General features: G+C 66.4%; 4 protein-coding genes. 1 reads left to right on the plus strand and 3 read right to left on the minus strand.

Going from position 1 to position 17,321, the window contains the following annotated elements:
* Positions 1–900: a hypothetical protein gene (locus AAHK21_RS09180; protein WP_367857052.1), complete on the plus strand. Its 900-nt coding sequence runs from the start codon at positions 1–3 to the stop codon at positions 898–900.
* Between the two features lie 186 nt (positions 901–1,086).
* Here AAHK21_RS09180 and AAHK21_RS09185 read toward each other — a convergent pair whose 3' ends face one another.
* The 3 genes from AAHK21_RS09185 to AAHK21_RS09195 all read right to left on the minus strand — a co-directional run bounded on the left by AAHK21_RS09185 (position 1,087) and on the right by AAHK21_RS09195 (position 17,289).
* A complete protein-coding gene (locus AAHK21_RS09185; RefSeq protein WP_367857053.1) occupies positions 1,087–1,335 on the minus strand; it encodes a DUF3077 domain-containing protein in 249 nt (82 codons plus the stop codon).
* Positions 1,332–1,577 (minus strand): hypothetical protein, encoded by a 246-nt coding sequence (locus tag AAHK21_RS09190; protein WP_046857050.1) that lies wholly within the window; start codon positions 1,575–1,577, stop codon positions 1,332–1,334. Before AAHK21_RS09190 ends, AAHK21_RS09185 begins: the two co-directional genes overlap by 4 nt.
* Before the next feature lie 427 nt (positions 1,578–2,004).
* Positions 2,005–17,289, minus strand: coding sequence for an autotransporter-associated beta strand repeat-containing protein (locus AAHK21_RS09195; RefSeq protein WP_367857054.1), 15,285 nt, complete (start codon positions 17,287–17,289; stop codon positions 2,005–2,007).
* Positions 17,290–17,321: the final 32 nt, after the last annotated feature.

Genomic DNA, 17,321 nt, shown 5'->3' on the forward strand with positions numbered 1-17,321 from the left:
ATGAGACTTATAACGGTACTCAATGAGCTTTCCCACCCAACTGATCAGCTTTCAGATGCACAAGCCAGAGCGACAGTACGTGTACTCATTGGCGTACTGAAAGAGCTCAAAAAGATTCGTCCCGCACTTGAACTGCATACCGCTTCAGCGCTCCCGTCGATCAGTCTGGGCAGCCACCGAACCCTTTCGACCTTGCGCGCAGATGCAAGCACGCGTGAGGAATGGCAATTTTTGAGAGGCTTGGATAACCGTGCATTTGACATGGCTGACGCCATTCATGATCTGTCGGTTGACTATGAATATGAGGGTACCCAATGCATAGGGCTGGGCTTGGCACACGCGCTGGAAGCCTTGGCCGTCAGTTTTGAAGGCGAGCACTGGGGCCGGCACACCATCGACCTGATTTGTCGAGAGCTTGACCAGGACGGCGAAATCAAGAATTCGCCAGCGTCCGTCAAGCACGTGGCCTCGAGCGCTCACATTGCAGAACTTCTTGCCTGGCTGCGAACAGTGCCTCTTGTTCTCGCTACCAATGGCCAAGCGTTATGGGATAATCGCGAAGAATATTTCCCTACACTTCACTTCCTTCCACGAACGCGGCAACAGCTGATTGATCTGCAAAATGGTTCTTTGGCACTTGCCCCTGTCAACGAGCGGCTCTGGCAATTAGAAATTGCAGCAAAAAACTGGCCAGCCAACTCAGCACTCCCTACATTCTCCAGCAAAGTTACACCCGAGTACGAGCAACGAAGAAGCCTCTGCTACTTTGATAGTGCAAGCAGTGGCGAGCAACTCTTCGATCTGCATGCTAGATACACCCCAGGCGCTGGACGCATCCATTTCTGGTGTAACACTACCAATCGTACAATTGAAATCGCTCATATCGGAGAGAAGCTTTAATTCTCGTACACCAAGGGATTTGTGCCTATTAGAACCCCGACCGCCGTTTTTTTCTTATCTGCGTTCTACTTGCGACCTCATGCCTGGCATCCATCCCTATCAGTAGGCCAAGCCTGGCAGAAGTTACAGGCGGATGCGGAGTCGCCCCCCTCACCCGCACTGTCCACGCTAGTTTCTTACAGGTCACTACTGCTGATTCAACCCCAGTTCCATGTCATCGATCAGCCCCTTGGCCAGCCCGCTGAGGATCCGCGCCGCACTGGCAGCCATGAGGTCCCCCTCCATCTCGGCCTCGGTGGTGAAATGCGCCACGCAGCCGAGCAGCACCGACAGGTCGCTGAAGGCGTGGTCGAACGGGATGCCGGGCTGGATACAGAAGATCTCGAGACAGGTGGTCTTGCCCCGGGTCGGGCCGGGCTTGAAGTCGTCGCTCATACCGGCGCCCCCTTGGCCCGGGCGTGGCGGACCAGCGAGATGACCAGTTGGCCGAGGATCTCGACGCTGTCCATCATCACGTCAAGGCGCGCGTCGCGCTGGCAGACGGTGTAGGCGTGGACGGTGTCGCTGAGGGTGTGCATCAGCTTGTTGGCGTGGGCCATGGCTTCCTCGGGGTCGAGGTCGCTGATGATGGTGACGAAGGGGATTGGATAGGGTGGATCAGGTACTAGTTTTTTCATAGTTGTTACTCTGGAAAGGGTTTCTAGAGCAACCACCAGCATCCTTCTCACAGACAAGGGTGGCAGCCGTACGCGAGGTGAGAAGACCGTGTCCAGACACCACGGCCAGACCGAAGTCTGCGCGCGCACGGCTGCCATAACAGGCAACCTGGATCTGGACATGGACGGGCTTCTCACACCCGGGTCGCCAAATGTGACGACCCAGAGACGGTACCCCTGATGTATTTCCCGGCCAATTCAGAGCCTTCCGGCAGGCACGTAGGATAGGTCCGAAGCGCTGGCTGGCTGAAGGATTTGGTTTCAATTTCGGAAAAATCTTACGCATGCAGAAACGTATCGCGGGGCAAGCCCGCTGCCACGAGACTTGACGTTCTCGTGGCAGCGGGCTTGCCCCGCGATGGGCAGCGTAGCGGCCCCGGATGCGACCTCAGAACCCCATGCTGAAGCTCACCACCACGCCATGGTCGCGGTTCTCGCTGGACAGCTGCCCGGAGTACCCGACCCCGAGCTTGCCGCTCGCGCCCACCGACAGGTCCACCCCGGCCTCGACCACCGCCGCGTCCTTGGCAATCGGCACACCCTCGGTGCTGAAACCGTCGCCACCACCGATGAAGCGCAGATCGGCATCGGGCTTGTCGTCGCCGAAGGCATGGCGCCAGCCTACCGTCAACCGAGGCGTGATGGTGCTGCCGTTGTCGAGCAGGATGCGCTTGCCAGCCCGCACGCCCAGGGTGGAGAAGGTCACATCCTGGTCGACCTTGCCCTCCAGCCGCCCTGCCCCGCCCTTCTCATGGGCGGTGTCGCTGTCGTAGTTGACATACGCCAGCCCGGCGAACGGCTCCAGGGCAATGCCGCCGGCATCGATGGCGTAACCCACCTCACCGAACACCTGGGCGCTACGCGCCTTGTACTTGGCCTTGAGACGGTCGTCATAGCTGCCCACGGTGACATCGCGCTTGGTGTCGATGTCGTGCCAGCTGTAGGCCACACCCAGGCGAGCGGCGAAGGCATCGAGCTGGTAGCCGAGGTAGGTGGTCAGGTGGTAGCTGTCCACCGTGGCGTCGGAGCGGCGACGGTGCGCGTCGATGCTCGAGCGGGTGTAGCCGGCGGCGGCGCCCACTTTCCACTCATCGTCCAGCGCGCGGTCGACACCGAGCATGAAGCCCGACAGGTCGCGGTCGACGCTGGCATGGCTGCTGCTGCCGTCGTAGGTGCCCCAGCCGCCGATGGCGCGGATCCAGCCCACGGCCTGGCCCTGGCAGCCTTCGCTGGTCAGTTGCTGGTTGGCGGTCGGCGCCAGGGTGCGACGCGGGTCGTCCTGGTTGGTGCAGTCGGCCTGGCGCAGGCGGTCATTGACCGCGTCACGGACGTAGCGCGAGTCCTCGATCAGCACGGTCGCGGTGCTGGCGTGGATCTCGCCGGACAGGCTGTCGAACGCGGCCTGGGCGCCCTGGCGGTCCAGCGGCAGCAGGTTGTTGACCAGTTCGGCCGGCGCCCCGGCACTGGCCAGCGCAGTGGCTACGCCACGTTGGTTGCCAGTGGCGGCGACATCGGCGAAGGAGTTGCCGTTGCGGCTGACCGACAGGGTCACCTGGTTGGCGCCGTAGTCCAGCGAACTGTTGAGGAACGCCGAGTTGGCCAGGTTGGTGGTGGCGAAGGTGCCGTTCACCCCGCCCGCGGCGCTGACCACGGTGTACTGGCCATTGCCGCTGGCCAGGTTGGCGACCATCAGGCTGCCGCCGAGGTTGGCGGTGCCGCCCACATTCAGGTAGTTCACCGGCGAGGTGCCGAGGTCGATCACCAGGGTGCCGGTGGCGCCGTTGGTGAAGTTGCCCGACACGTTCAGGTTACCGGCAGGCCCTGGCAGCACGGTGCCATTGTTGGTCAGCCCGGCGACGGTGCCGTTGCCGGTCAGTGCGGCGCCATTGGCCACTGTGACCTGGGCTGCGAGGTTGCTGCCCGGATTGGCGGCATCGCCTACCTGGAGCACGCCCTGGTTAACGTTGAAGGCGCCGCTGAATGGTTGGTTGCCGGTCAGCAGCAAGGTACCGCCGCCCTGCTTGGTGGTAGTGCCGGTACCGCTGAGAGTGCCATTGAAGGTGCCATTGCTGCCTTGGGCGAAGACCAGGTTGGCGTTGTTGAGAATGTTGCCCTGCAAGCTGGTGGTGTTGCCGACCAGGGTACCGCCGCTGACAGTGGTGCCACCGCTGTAGGTGTTTGCGCCAGAGAGGATCAGAGTGCCAGCGTCGAGTTTCTCGATGCCGCCGGTACCGACCAGCGGTGCGCTGACGGTGGCGGTGCCGCCTGCGTTGACACGCACCGGCGCCAGGCTGCCATCGGCACCATTGACCGGCGTCAGGCTACCGCCAGCACCCGGAACGACCTGGTAGCCGTTGCTGAGGAACTGCAAGCCCTCGAACGACTGGTTGCCGACCACGGTGATGGTGCCCGGGGTACCGCCGAAGACCGCGTAGCCACCACTCCAACCTTCGTTGCTGGTGCCACCAGCGTTGGTCCAACCGGTGTTCGGCCCCCAGGTTCCGCTGCCGCCGCCGATGCTGCCATCGGGGTTGGTCTTGCCGCCATTCCAGAACTGCAGCTCTTCGCCGTAGTTCTGCACCACCAGGTTGATCTGGTTGGCGATGGCGGTCTGCAGGGTCAGGTCACCCAGCACCACGCTGCCTGGAATCGCACCGAACACCAGGCCGTTGTCGGTGAGCGTGCCGCCGTAGCTGAACAGTTGGTAGACACCGGTGCCGAAGCCACCGGCATCGGTGATGTTCAGCGTGCCGTCCAGCACCAGGTTGCCGTTGACCTTGACCACGGTGGTGGAGGCCGCCGGGGCGCCGAGGCTGAAGTCCAGGGCGCTGCCCGACGCCAGGTCGAGGCTGCCGACGGTGAGCGGCGTGGCGCTCTGGCCGGCGGCCAGGGTGGCGCCATTGGCGATCTGCACCGCACCGCCGTAGGTACCGCTGCCGCCCAGGCGGGCGCCGGTGGCGACCTGCACGGTGGCACTGTCGAGGCGGCCATTGACCAGCAGGCTGCCGGCGTTGACCTGGGTCGCGCCGGTCAGGCCATTGATGCCGGTCAGCAGCAGTTCGCCGGTGCCGTTCTTGGTCAGGGTGCCCGTACCGGTGAGGTTGCCGGTGTAGCTGCCATTGGCGTTCTGCTCGAAGGTCAGGGCCGCGTTGTTGAGGATCGCGCCTTGCAGGCTGGTGGTATTGCCCACCACGCCGCCTGCGTTGATCTGGGTGCCGCCGGTGTAGGTGTTGGCACCGTTCAGGGTCAACAGGCCAGCGCCATTCTTGATCAGCCCACCGGTGCCGCTGACCACCCCGTTGAGGGTCAGGGCGTTGCTGCCGGCGATGGCCAGGGCGCCGTTGAGCACGGCATTGTTGGCCAGGGTCACGGCGGTGTTGCTGTCCAGCGTGGTGCCGCCCGCGGCCGTCAGGGCGCCACTGCCCAGCGCGCTATCGTTGCCTAGCACCAGGGTGCCGCCGTTGAGGGCGGTACCGCCGCTGTAGCCATTGGCAGCATTGAGCACCAATGTGCCGCCGTCTTGCTTGGCGACGCTGCCGGTGCCGTTGAGGGCGACGTCGAGGGTGGCGGTGACGCCGCTGTCGACCCGCAGGTTGGTGGTGCCGTTGCCCAGCAGTTCACCGGCCGTCCCCGCATTGAGCACATAGCCGTCGGTGACGAACTGCAGGCCGGTGATGCTGTGGCTGCCGTTCACGGTGACGGTGCCGGGGGCGCCCTGGAACACGGCGAAGGTATCGTTCCAGGTGCCGTTGAGCACGCCGTTGGCGTCGGTCCAGTTGGTGTTGGTGGCATCCCAGACGCCGCTGCCGCCCTCGATCACACCGTTGGCCACGGTCTGGCTGCCGTCCCAGAACAACACGTTGCTGGCGCCACCGACCACCAGGTTGACCTGGTTGGCCACGGCGGTCTGCACCGTCAGGTCGGTGACCGGCACCGGCGTGGTGCCGAAGCTCATGCCGTTGTTGGTGAGGCTGCCGCCGTAGGCGAACAGTCGATACACGCCGGCGCCGAAGCCGCCGATGTCGGTGACGTTGAGGGTGCCGCCCAGGGTCAGGTCGTTGGCCACGTTGACCAGCGGTGTGCCGCCAGCCGACGGCGCGCCCAGCAAAGCGTTGAAGTTGGCGCCGCTGTCGAGCACCAGGTTGCCGGCGTTCAGGGTGCTGCCGCCGATGGCCGCCAGGCTGCCGCCATTGGCCACGGTCACCGCACCACCGAGGCTGCCGGCACCGCTGAGGGTGGCGCCACTGGCAACGTTGACCGTGCCGCTGGCCAGGGACCCATCCACCTTCAGCCCGCCGCCTTGCACGTTGGTATTGCCGGTATGGCTGTTGGCGCTGCGCAGCGCCAGGGTGCCAGCGCCGAGTTTGTTCAGGGTGCCGGTGCCACCGATATTGCCATCGAAAGTGCCGCCTTCGACGTTCAGGCTGTTGCCAGCGGCGATGGCGATCGCACCAGTGCCTCCTATGTCACCCAGTGTGGTGTTGCCGTCGAGGTTGAGGCTGGCGCCACTGCTGACGTTCAGCTCGCTCTGGGTGCCGAGGGCGGTGGTGCCGATGGTGCTCAGGCTGCCGGACAGGATATTGAGGATGCCGCTGAAGGTGTTGTTGCCCGACAGCGTCAGGTCAGCCAGGCCGCTCTTGTTCAAGGTACCTGCACCACTGAGCACGCCGGCCAGGTGCAGGTCATTGCTGCCCAGCACGTTGAGCACGTCGCTGACATTCACCGAGTTGGCCAAGGTGACGGCACTGGCACTGTCGAGGTTGGCGTTACCGGTGACGTCCAGGCCGCCGCTGCCAAGGGCGGCATCGTTGCCCACCACCAAGGTGCCGGCCTGCAGCTCGGTACCACCGCTGTAGGTGTTGGCGCCCATCAGCGCGAAGCGGGCGAGGCCGGCCTTGAGCAAGCGGCCGCTGCCGCCGACGGTGCCGCCGAGGGTCAGGTCGTTGCTGCCCAGGATCGTCAGGTCGCCGGTAGCGTTGACGTTGTTGGCCAAGGTCACGGCCTGGCTGCTGTCCAGGCTGGTGCCGGCCACGGTGTTCAGGCTGCCGCTACCCAGCGCGGTATTGGAGCCCAGCACCAGGGTGCCGCCGTTGAGCGCGGTGTTGCCGGCATAGGTGTTGTTGCCAGCCAGCGCCAGCCGGGCGCTGCCAGCCTTGACCAGGCCACCGGCGCCGCCGATGTTGCCGCCCAGCGCCAAGTCGTTGCTGCCGGCGATGTTCAGCGGCCCCGCCAGGGTGATGGCATTGGCCAGCGTGACCGAGGCATTGCTGTCGAGGGTGGTACCCGCCGCGGTTTCAAGCGTACCGCTGCCCAGGGCCGTGTTGCTGCCGACAATCAAAGTGCCGCCACTGAGCACGGTACCGCCGCTGTAGCTGTTGCTGCCGTTGAGCACCAGGGTACCGCTGTCGAGCTTGTTGAGCTTGCCGACGCCGGTCAGGCCGACATCGAGGGTCGCCGTGGCACCCGGATCGACCCGCACGCTGGTGTCGCCACTCGTGCCGTTGATCAGGTCGAGCGCGCCGGCGGTGCCGGCCAGCAGGCGGTAGCCATCGCTGACGAACTGCAGGCCGTTGACCGTCTGGCTGCCGTCGACGGTGACATCGCCGGCGGTGCCCTGGAACACCGCGAAGGTGCTGCCCCAGGTGGTGTTGGTCAGGCCGTTGAGGTCGGTCCAGTTGGTATTGCCGGCGTTCCACACGCCGGCACCGCCGTCGACCTGACCGTTGGCCACGTTCTGGCTGCCATCCCAGAACTGGATATTGAGCCCCGCAGCGCTGACCAGCAGGTTGACCTGGTTGGCCAGGGCAGTCTGCAAGGTCACGTCGCCCAGGCCCACGCCCAGCGGCAGGCTGCCGAAGTCCAGACCGTTGTCGGTGAGAGCGCCGGTGTAGTCGAAGACGCGGTACACACCGTTGCCGAAGCCGCCGATGCTGCTGACGTTGAGCGTGCCGTCGAGGGTCAGGTTGCCACCGACGTTGAACAGCGCGGTGCCACCGGTGGACGGCGAGCCGAGGCCGATATCGACGATCGAACCGCTGTTGAGCACCAGGCTGCCGAGGCCCAGGGTGGCGCCGCTCTGCCCGGCCAGGTGGCCGCCGTTGTCGATCACCACCGAGGCATTGGCGGTGCCGCTGCCGCTGAGGGTCGCACCGCTGGCCACGGTCAGCAGGTTGCTGCCCAAGGTGCCGTCGACCTTCAAGGTACCGGCGTTGACCAGCGTGTTGTCGGCCAGGTTGCTGGTGCCGGTCAGGGTCAGGGTGCCGCTGCCGACCTTGGTCAGGCCGCCCAGGCCGTTGAGACCACCGGCGAAGGTGCTGCTGAGGTTGTTGCCGCCCAGGCTCAGGACGCTGCCGACGCCGACATCGACCAGGCCGCTGCCGGTCAGGCTGCCGAGGCTGGCGTTGCCGTTGAGGTTGAGCTGGCCGCTGGCGCCGACGTTGAGGGTGTCGACGTTGGCCAGCACACCGCTGCCGAGGGTGGTGAGGGAGCCCGCCTGGATATCCACGTTGCCGGTGAAGGTCTTGACCCCGACCAGGGTAAGGTCGTCGACGCCGGTCTTGACCAGGTTGCCGCTGCCGCCGAGGTCGCCGCTGAGGATCAGCACATTGGCGGCTTCAATAGTCAGGTTGGCGCCGTTGCTCAGGGCGATGGTGTTGCCCAAGGCCATGGCCGAGCTGTTGGCCAGGGTGGCGTCGGCGGTGACCGCCAGGGTGCCGGTACCCAGTGCACCGCTGCTGCCCAGGGTCAGGCGCCCGGCGTTGAGCTGGGTGCCGCCCTGGTAGCCGTTGTTGCCATTGAGGGTCAGGTTGCCGCTGCCGTTCTTGGTCAGGCCTGCCGTGCCGTTGATCACGCCGTTTAGGGTCAGGTCGTTGCTGCCATCGACTGTCAGGCCAGCGTTGAGGGTGACGTTGTTGGCCAGGGTGGTGCTGGCGCCGCTGCTGAGGGACGAGGCCCCAGCGACGGTCAGAGCCCCCTGCCCCAGCGCGTTGTCGTTGCCGACCACCAGCCGGCCGGCATTCAGGGTGGTGCCGCCCAGGTAATTGTTGGCGCCGTTGAGGGTCAGGGTGCTGGCACCGGCCTTGTTCAGGCCGCCGACGCCATCCACCACGCCGGTGAGGGTCAGGTCGGCGCTGCCCGGCAGGTTGAGGGTGCCACCCAGGTGCACGTTGTTGGCCAGGGTAGCGCCCGCACCGCCGGCATCGAGGCTGGTGTTGGCACCGGTGCTGAGGTCGCCGCTACCCAGCGCGGTGTTGCTGCCGACCACCAAGGTGCCGGCGTTGAGGGTGGTGCCGCCGCTGTAGGTGTTGTTGCCGTTGAGGGTCAGGCTGGCGGCGCCGTTCTTGACCAGGCCGTTGTTGCCGGAGACCACGCCGCCGAGGGTCAGCGCCTGGCTGCCGCCGAGGGTCAGGTTGCCACCGGCGAGGTTGACGGCATTGGCCAGTACCAGCGCCTGGCTGACGTCGAGGCCGGCGGCGCCGTTGACGGTCAAGGCCCCGCTGCCCAAGGCGCCATCATTGCCCAGCAGCAGGCTGCCGGCCTGCAGCGAGGTGCCGCCGGCGTAGGTGTTGCTGCCATTGAGCACCAGCTGCCCGGCGCCCAGCTTGTTCAGCGCCCCGGCACCGCTGATGACACCGTCGAGGGTCAGGGCCTGGGCATTGTTGATACTCAGGGTAGTGGTAGCGCCGATGCCGATGGCATTGGCCAGTTGCAGCGCCCCGGTGGTGGCCAGGGTGCTGTTGCCGGTCACCGACAGGTTGCCCGTGCCCAGCGCGCTGTTGTTGCCCAGGGTCAGGGTGCCAGCGCCAAGCGTGGTACTGCCTTGATAGGTGTTGGCGGCGCCGAGGGTCAGGTTTCCGGTACCGGTCTTGGTCAGGCCTCCGTTACCGCTGATCACGCCGTTCAATGTCAGGTCGTTGTTGCCGGTCAGGCTCAGGGTGTCGTTCAGCGCCACCTGGTTGGCCAGGGTCAAGGCACCCGTGGTGGCCAGGTTGCTGGCGCCGCCGACGACAAGGTTGCCGGTACCCAGGGCCTGGTTGTTGCCCAGGGTGAGCGTGCCGGCATTGAGGGTCACGCCGCCAATCAAGGTGTTGGCGCCACTGAGGGTGAGGTTGCCGGCACCGTTCTTGGTAAGGCTGCCGGCCCCCGTGACCAGCCCGCCCAGGCCCAGGTCGTTGCTGCCGGCGATGGTGAGGTTGCCCGCCAGGTTGACGGTGTTGCCGATAGTGATCGCCGAGGCGCTGTCCAGCGTGGTCCCGGCAGCCGCGTTGAGCTGGCCAAGGCCGAGGGCGCTGGAGCTGCCGAGCACCAGGGTGCCGGCATTGAGATTGGTGTTGCCCAGATTGCCATTGGTGCCGTTCAGGGTCAGGGTGCCGCTGCCGGTCTTGGTCAGGCCGCCGACGCCGGTGACGTTGCCGCCCAAGGTCAGGTTCTGCGCCCCGGCGACGGTCAGGTTACCGGCCAGGTTGATCAGGTTGGCCAGGGTGACGTTGGCATTGCTGCTCAGGGTGGTGCCGCCGGCTGCGTTCAGGGCACCCGTGCCTAGCGCCGTGTTGCTGCCGACCACAAGGGTGCCACCGTTCAGGCTGGTGATGCCCTGCTGGCTGTTGCTGCCGTTGAGGGTGAGCGTGCCGGCACCGCCCTTGATCAGGCCACCGGTGCCGCTGAGCGCACCGTTGAGGGTGAGGTCGTTGCTCCCCGGCAGGGTCAGGTTGGCGTTCAGGGCGATGGTATTGCCCAGCGCCAGGTTGCCGGTGGTGGCCAGGCTGGCGGCGCCGGTCACGGTGAGGCCGCCAGTGCCCAGGGCCTGGGCGTTGCCCAGGGTCAGGGTACCGGCACCCAGGCTGGTACCGCCGCTGTAGGTGTTGGCATTGCCCAGGGTCAGGTTGGCGCCGCCGTTCTTGATCAGGCTGCCAACCCCCGAGACCACACCGGACAGGCCCAGATCGGCGGAACCGGCGACGGTCAGGGCACCGCTGAGGCTGAAGGCGTTGCCGAGGGTGACAGCCGTATTGCTGTCCAGGGTAGTGCCGTTGGCGGTGCTGACCGTGCCGGTACCGAAGGCGGTGTTGTTGCCGACTACCACCGTGCCGCCATTGAACAGGGTGCCGCCGGTATAGCTGTTGGCGCCATTGAGCACCAGCGTGCCGCTGTCGAGCTTGGCCAGTTGGCCGCTGCCAGAGAGGCCGACGTTGAGGGTCGCGGTGACACCCGGGTCGACGCGCAAGGCAAAGGCGCCGTTGCTGCCGTTGACCAGGTCCAGGCCACCGGCGCCGATCAGGCGATAGCCGTTGGTGACGAACTGCAGGCCGGTGGCGGCCTGGGTGCCGACCACGGTGACATCGCCTGCGGTGCCCTGGAATACCGCGAAGTCGCTGGCCCAGCTGCCATTGAGCACGCCGTTGACATCGGTCCAGTTGGTGTTGCCACCGTTCCAGGTACCGGTACCGCCATCGATCACGCCATTGGGCACGCTCTGCGCGCCATCCCAGAACTGCACGGTGCCGCTGGCGCCGCCGACCAGCAGGTTGATCTGACTGCCGATGGAGGTCTGCACCTGGAGGTCGCCGGGCAACATGACGCCCGGCACGTTGCCGATCAGCAGGCCGTTGTCGACCAGCGCGCCGGTGTAGTCGAACAGCCGGTAGATACCGGTGCCGAAGCCGCCGAGGTCGGTGACGTTGAGGGTACCGTCCAGGGTCAGGTTGCCATTGACGCTGACCACTGCGGTGCCGCCGGTGGCCGGCGATGCCAGGCCGAAGTCGAGGATCGAGCCGCTGTGCAGGGTCAGCGCACCGGTGCTGAGGGTCGCGCCGCTGTTGGCCAGCAGGTGCGCGCCATTGGCAATGTCGACTGCGCCGAGCAGGCTGCCGGTGCCCCCGAGGCTGGCGCCGCTGTTGACCTGCACGCTGGGGCTGGCCAGCGAGCCGGTGACGTTGAGCAGGCCGGCATTGACCGTGGTATTGCCGCCGAGCACGTTGACGCCGGACAGCTCGAAGCTGCCGGTACCGGTCTTGACCAGCCCACCACTGCCGGCCAGGGCACCGCTGAACACGCTGTTGAGGTTGTTGCCGCCCAGGGTCAGGGCACCACCGCCGGCGATGTTCACCGTGCCGGCCCCGCTCAGGCCACCGATGGTGGCGCTGGCGCCGAGATTGAGACTGGTGCCAGCGCCGACGCTGACCGCCGAGGTGTTGCCCAGGGCCGTGTTGCCGACCGTGGTGATGCTGCCGCCAAGCAGGTCGATGGCGCCGCTGAAGGTGTTGTTGCCGCTGAGCGTCAGGTCGGACACGCCGTTCTTGATCAACCCGCCGGTACCACTGAGCACGCCGCCCAGGGTCAGGTTGTTGCTGCCGCCAAGGGTCAGGTTGGCGCCGAGGTTTACGTTGTTGCCCAGGGTCATTGCCACGCTGTTGGCCAGCGTCGAGGCGCCGCCGACGTTCAATGCGCCGGTGCCCAGCGCGGCGGCGTTGGCCAAGGTCAGGGTGCCGGCATTGAGGTTCAGGCCACCGCTGAAGGTGTTGGCGCCGCTCAGGGTCAGATTGCTGCTGCCGTTCTTGGTCAAGGCCCCGGCACCGCTGATCACGCCGCCCAAGGTCGTGGTGTTGGTGCCTGGCAGGGTCAGGGTAGCGCCGTTGCCAAGGGCGATGGCGTTACCGAGGTTGAGGGTGGCGCTGGAGTCGAGGCTGGCATTGCCGCCCACGCTCAGGGCGCCGCCGCCGATGGCGTTGTTGTTGCCCAGGACCAGGGTGCCGGCATTGAGGGTGGTGCCGCCGCTGTAGGTATTGTTGCCGTTGAGGGTCAGCACGGCGCTGCCGTTCTTGACCAGCGCACCGCTGCCGCTGATGAGACCGCCGAGGGTGGTGGCGTTGCTGCCCAGCACGGTCAGGGTATTGGCGCCGAGGTTGATGCCGTTGGTCACGGCAACGGCGGTGCTTGCGTCGAGATTGGCGTTGCCGCCCACGGTCAGGGCGCCGATACCCAGCGCGGTGTTGCTGCCCAGGGTCAGGGTGCCGGCATTGAGCTGGGTGCCGTTGGTGTAGAGGTTGTTGCCGCTCAGGGTCAGGTTGGCGTTGCCATTCTTGACCAGCGAACCGATGCCGCTGACCACGCCGCTCAGGCCCAGGTCGGCGCTGCCATCGATGGTCAACGGGCCGGCGATGTTCACATCATTGGCCAGGCTCACCGCCGTATTGGCATCCAGATGGGTACCGGCCAGGGTGTTGAGGGTACCGGTACCCAGCGCAGTGTTGCTGCCGACCACCAGGGTACCGGCGTTCAGGCGGGTAATGCCGCTGTTGCTGTTGTTGCCGGTCAGGGTCAGGGTGGTGGCGCCATTCTTGGTGATGCCGCCGGCACCGGCGATGACGCCGCTCAGGGTCAAATCGTTGCTGCCGGGCAGGATGAAGTTGCCCGCCAGGTTGAGTGCGTTGCCTAGGTTCAGCCCAGCCACGCTGGTGTCCAGCGTGGTGTTGTTGGCGGCGTTGAGCGCGCCGCTGCCCAGTGCGGTATTGCTGCCGACCACCAGGGTGCCGGCGTTGAGCGTGGTGGCGCCGCTGTGGGTGTTGTTGCCGCTCAGGGTCAGGGTGGCGCTGCCGTTCTTGACCAGGCCGCCAGTGCCGCTGAGGGTGCCGGCCAGGGTGAGGTTGCTGGTGGTCGGCAGGGTCAGGTCGGCACCGAGGTTGACGGCGTTGTTCAGGGTCATTGCCGTCGAGTTGGCCAGGGTCGACGCGCCACCGACCGTCAACGCGCCGGTCCCCAACGCGGCGGCGCTGGCCAGGGTCAAGGTACCGGCATTGAGCGTGAGGCCGCCGCTGAAGGTGTTGGCGCCGCTCAGGGTCAGGTTGGTGGCGCCATTTTTGACCAGTGCGCCGGTGCCGCTGATCACCCCGCCCAAGGTGGTGGTGTTGCTGCCTGGCAGGGTCAGGGTGTTGCCGGCCAGGTTGATGGCATTGCCCAGGTTCAGGGTGCCGCTGCCGTCGAGGCTGGCATTGCCGCCCAGGGTCAGGCCGCCAGTGCCGAGGGCATTGCTGTTGCCCAGGGTCAGCAGCCCCGCGTTCAGGGTGGTACCGCCACTGAAGGTGTTGTTGCCATTGAGCGTCAGGCCGGCACTGCCGCTCTTGACCAGGGCACCGGTGCCGCTGATCTGCCCGGTCAGGGTGGTGGCGTTGCTGCCCAGCACGGTCAGGGTGTTGCCACCCAGGCTGATGCTGTTGGTCGCCGAGACGGCGGTACTGGTGTCCAGGTTGGCGTTGCCGCCCAAGGTCAGGCCGCCGATGCCCAGTGCGGTGTTGCTGCCGAGAATCAAGGTGCCGGCATTGAGCTGGGTGCCATTGGTGAAGGTGTTGCTGCCACTCAGGGTCAGGCTGGCGTTGCCGTTCTTGACCAGCGAGCCGATGCCGCTGATCACGCCGCTCAGCCCGAGGTTGGCAGTGCCGTCGATGGTCAGGGGGCCGGCGGCGATGACGTCGTTGGCCAGGCTGACCGCAGTGCTGGCGTCCAGGTGCGTTCCCACGGCGGTGTTGAGGATGCCGGTACCGAGCGCCGTATTGTTGCCGACCACCAGGGTGCCGCCGTTGAGGAAAGTGGAACCGCTGTTGGTATTGGCGCCGGTCAGGGTCAGCGTGGTGTTGCCGGCCTTGGTCAGGCCGCCACTGCCGGCGATGACACCACTCAAGGTCAGGTCGTTGCTGCCGGGCAGGTTGAGGTTGCCGGCCAGGTTCAGGCCGTTGCCGATGTTCAGCCCGGCGACGCTGGTGTCCAGGCTGGTGTTGGCCGCGGCGTTGAGCACGCCGGTGCCCAGCGCGGTGTTGCTGCCCAGCACCAGGGTGCCGGCGTTGAGCGTGGTGGCGCCACTGTGGGTGTTGTTGCCGCTGAGGGTCAGGCTGGCGCTGCCATTCTTGACCAGGCCGCCGGTGCCGCTGAGGGTCCCGGCGAGGTTGAGGTTGTTGGCGCCTGCCAGGGTCAGGCTGCCGCCCAGGTTGACCGCGTTGCCCAGGGTCAGCGCCGCGGTGTTGGCCAGCGTCGAAGCGCCACCCACGGTCAGGGCGCCGGTACCCAGCGCCGTGGCGCTGGCCAGGGTCAGGGTGCCGGCGTTGAGGGTGAGGCCACCGCTGAAGGTGTTGGCGCCGCCCAGGGTCAGGTTGGTGCTGCCGTTCTTGACCAGCGCGCCGGTGCCGCTGATCACACCACCCAGGGTGGTTGCGCTGGTACCAGGCAAGGTCAGGGTGTTGCCGGCCAGGTCGATGGTGTTGCCGAGGTTCACCGCCACGCCCGCGTCGAGGCTGGCGTTGCCGCCCAAGGTGAGGCCGCCGGTGCCCAGGGCGTTGTTGTTACCCACGGTGAGAACACCGCTGTTGAGGGTCGTGCCACCGCTGAAGGTGTTGCTGCCGTTCAGGGTCAACCCGGCGCTGCCGTTCTTGACCAGCGCCCCGGTACCGCTGATCACGCCGCCCAGCGTGGTGCTGCTGGTGCCCAGCAGGTTCAGGGTATTGGCGCCGAGGTTGACGGCGTTGCCCAGGCTCACCGCCGTGCTGGCGTCCAGGCTGGCGTTGCCGCCAAGGGTAAGGGCGCCGGTGCCCAGAGCGTTGCTGTTGCCGACAGTGAGCTTGCTGGCATTGAGGGTGAGGCCGCCACTGAAGGTGTTGTTGCCGTTCAGCGCCAGGTCCCCTGCCCCGCTCTTGACCAGCGTACCGGTACCGCTGATCACGCCACCCAGGGTGGTGGCGCTGGTGCCGAGCAGGTTTAGGGTGTTGGCGCCAAGGCTGATGGCGTTGCCCAGGCTTACCGCGCTGCTGGCATCGAGGCTGGCGTTGCCACCCAGGGTCAGCGCGCCAGTGCCCAGCGCACTGCTGTTGCCGACGGTAAGCTTGCCACCCGCCAGGCTGGTACCGCCGCTGTAGGTATTTACGCCGTTGAGGGTGAGGTCGGCGGCGCCCGCCTTGGCCAGCGCACCGGTGCCGCTGATGATGCCACCCAAGGTGGTGGCATTGTTGCCAGCGAGGGTGAGCGTGCCTGCGCTCAGGGCAATCGCGTTGCCAATGTTGAGCGCCGAGGCACTGTCCAGGATGCTGCTGGCGGTCACCGTCAGGGCGCCGCTGCCCAACGCCGTGTCGCTACCCAAGGTAAGCGTTCCGCCGCCCAGGGAGGTGCCGCCACTGAAGGTATTGATGCCATTGAGCGTCAGGCTGCCGGTGCCGCTCTTGACCAGTGAGCCGGTGCCGCTGAGTACGCCGCCAAGGGTCAGTGCGTTGCTGCCGGGCAGCGTCAAGGCTGCGTTCAGCGCCACCGCATTGTTCAACACCAGCGGCACGCTGCCTTGCAGGCTGCCGGCGCCACTGACGGTCAGCCCGCCTGTGCCGAGTGCCGTGGCACTGGTCAGGTTGAGGCCGCCGGCGGCCAGGGTGGTACCGCCACTGTAGGTGTTGCTGGCGCCAAGGGTGAGCAGCCCGGCACCGGTCTTGGTCAAGCCGCCGACACCCGAGACCACGCCATTGAGGGCCATGTCGGTGGCACCGCCCACGTTCAGGCCGGCATTCAAGGTCAGCGCGTTGTTCAGGCCCAGGCCTGCCACCGTGCCCGCGAGACCACCGCCGTTCACCGTGATGCCACCGGTACCGAAGGCGCTGGCATTGTCGAAATTGAGCAAGCCACCGTTGAGGGTGGTCTGGGTGGTGCCGTTGAGCAATTGCCCGATCAGCGACCAAGTCCCGCTGTCGACGATCAGGCGGTTGAAGTTGATGTAGTTCGAGGCGTTGATGGTGCCGCTGCCGCTGGTGCCGCTGCCGCCACCGATGGCGTTCTGCAGCGCCAGGGTATTGGTGCCGCCGGCACCGCCGTCGACCACCCCTGCAGGCGCGAAGGCCAGGTTGGGGTTACTGGTGACCAGCAGCGAAACACCGATACCGGCTCCCGCGCTGAGGCTGGAGCCGGTAATGGCGTTGAAGCGGTTGGTACTGCCCGCGCCCATCGAGAGGCTGCCGGTCAGGCTCCCGGCGTTGGTGAAGGTGTTGCCGGCTGCCGACGCCTGAAATGCTGTACGACCGAGCACGGTACCGGTGTTGGTGAAGTCCACCGACCCGCCCCCGCTCACGGCGATGACCGGGGTGTCCTCGCTGAGGATCGTCAGGCTGGCCAGCGCCGCGGAGCCGATGCTCCCGGCGTTACTGATGGTGGTGACGCCACCGGCAGCGTTACGCACGTCCATTGCCATGCCGGTAAGGTTCAACAGGCTCGCGCCCAGCACCGCCCCGGTTCCTCGAATCACACCCGTGGCATTGTTGGTGATGTTGATGGTACTGGCGGTGCTGGTGTTGCCGATCAGCGCCGCAGTGGACTGGATGCTCAGGATCCCCAGCAACGACGGGTTGACGGTACCGGAGTTGTTCAACGTGATGTTGTTGCCGGTGAGCGACAGCGCGGTGCCGCCCACGCCCAGCAGCACGCCCAGCGAGGCACCAGTGTTGACGTTGACGGTGAGGCCGCTGCCACTGTTGGAATAGCTCGGCGCGAGCGGGTTGGCCGCGCCGCTGCAGGTCACCGTGGAACCGGCCAGGCTGCAGGCGGCCAGTGCCTGTTCGCCGTGCAGACCAAAGGCCATGGCAGTCACGGCCAGGCTGACGGCCAGCGACAGTTGGGAGAAACGGGCGGGCGAACGGGGGGCGGCGCGACTGTCCACGGAGAGCTCCTTCGTGGATCAGGCGATTCCGT

Source organism: Pseudomonas sp. TE50-2 (assembly GCF_040813665.1).
GTDB lineage: Bacteria > Pseudomonadota > Gammaproteobacteria > Pseudomonadales > Pseudomonadaceae > Aquipseudomonas > Aquipseudomonas soli.

What these genes read in the sequence shown, in the direction of transcription:
- AAHK21_RS09185 (WP_367857053.1), bottom strand. Translation starts at nt 1,335, where the DNA reads ATGAGCGACGACTTCAAGCCCGGCCCGACCCGGGGCAAGACCACCTGT.
- AAHK21_RS09190 (WP_046857050.1), bottom strand. Translation starts at nt 1,577, where the DNA reads ATGAAAAAACTAGTACCTGATCCACCCTATCCAATCCCCTTCGTCACC.
- AAHK21_RS09180 (WP_367857052.1), top strand. Translation starts at nt 1, where the DNA reads ATGAGACTTATAACGGTACTCAATGAGCTTTCCCACCCAACTGATCAG.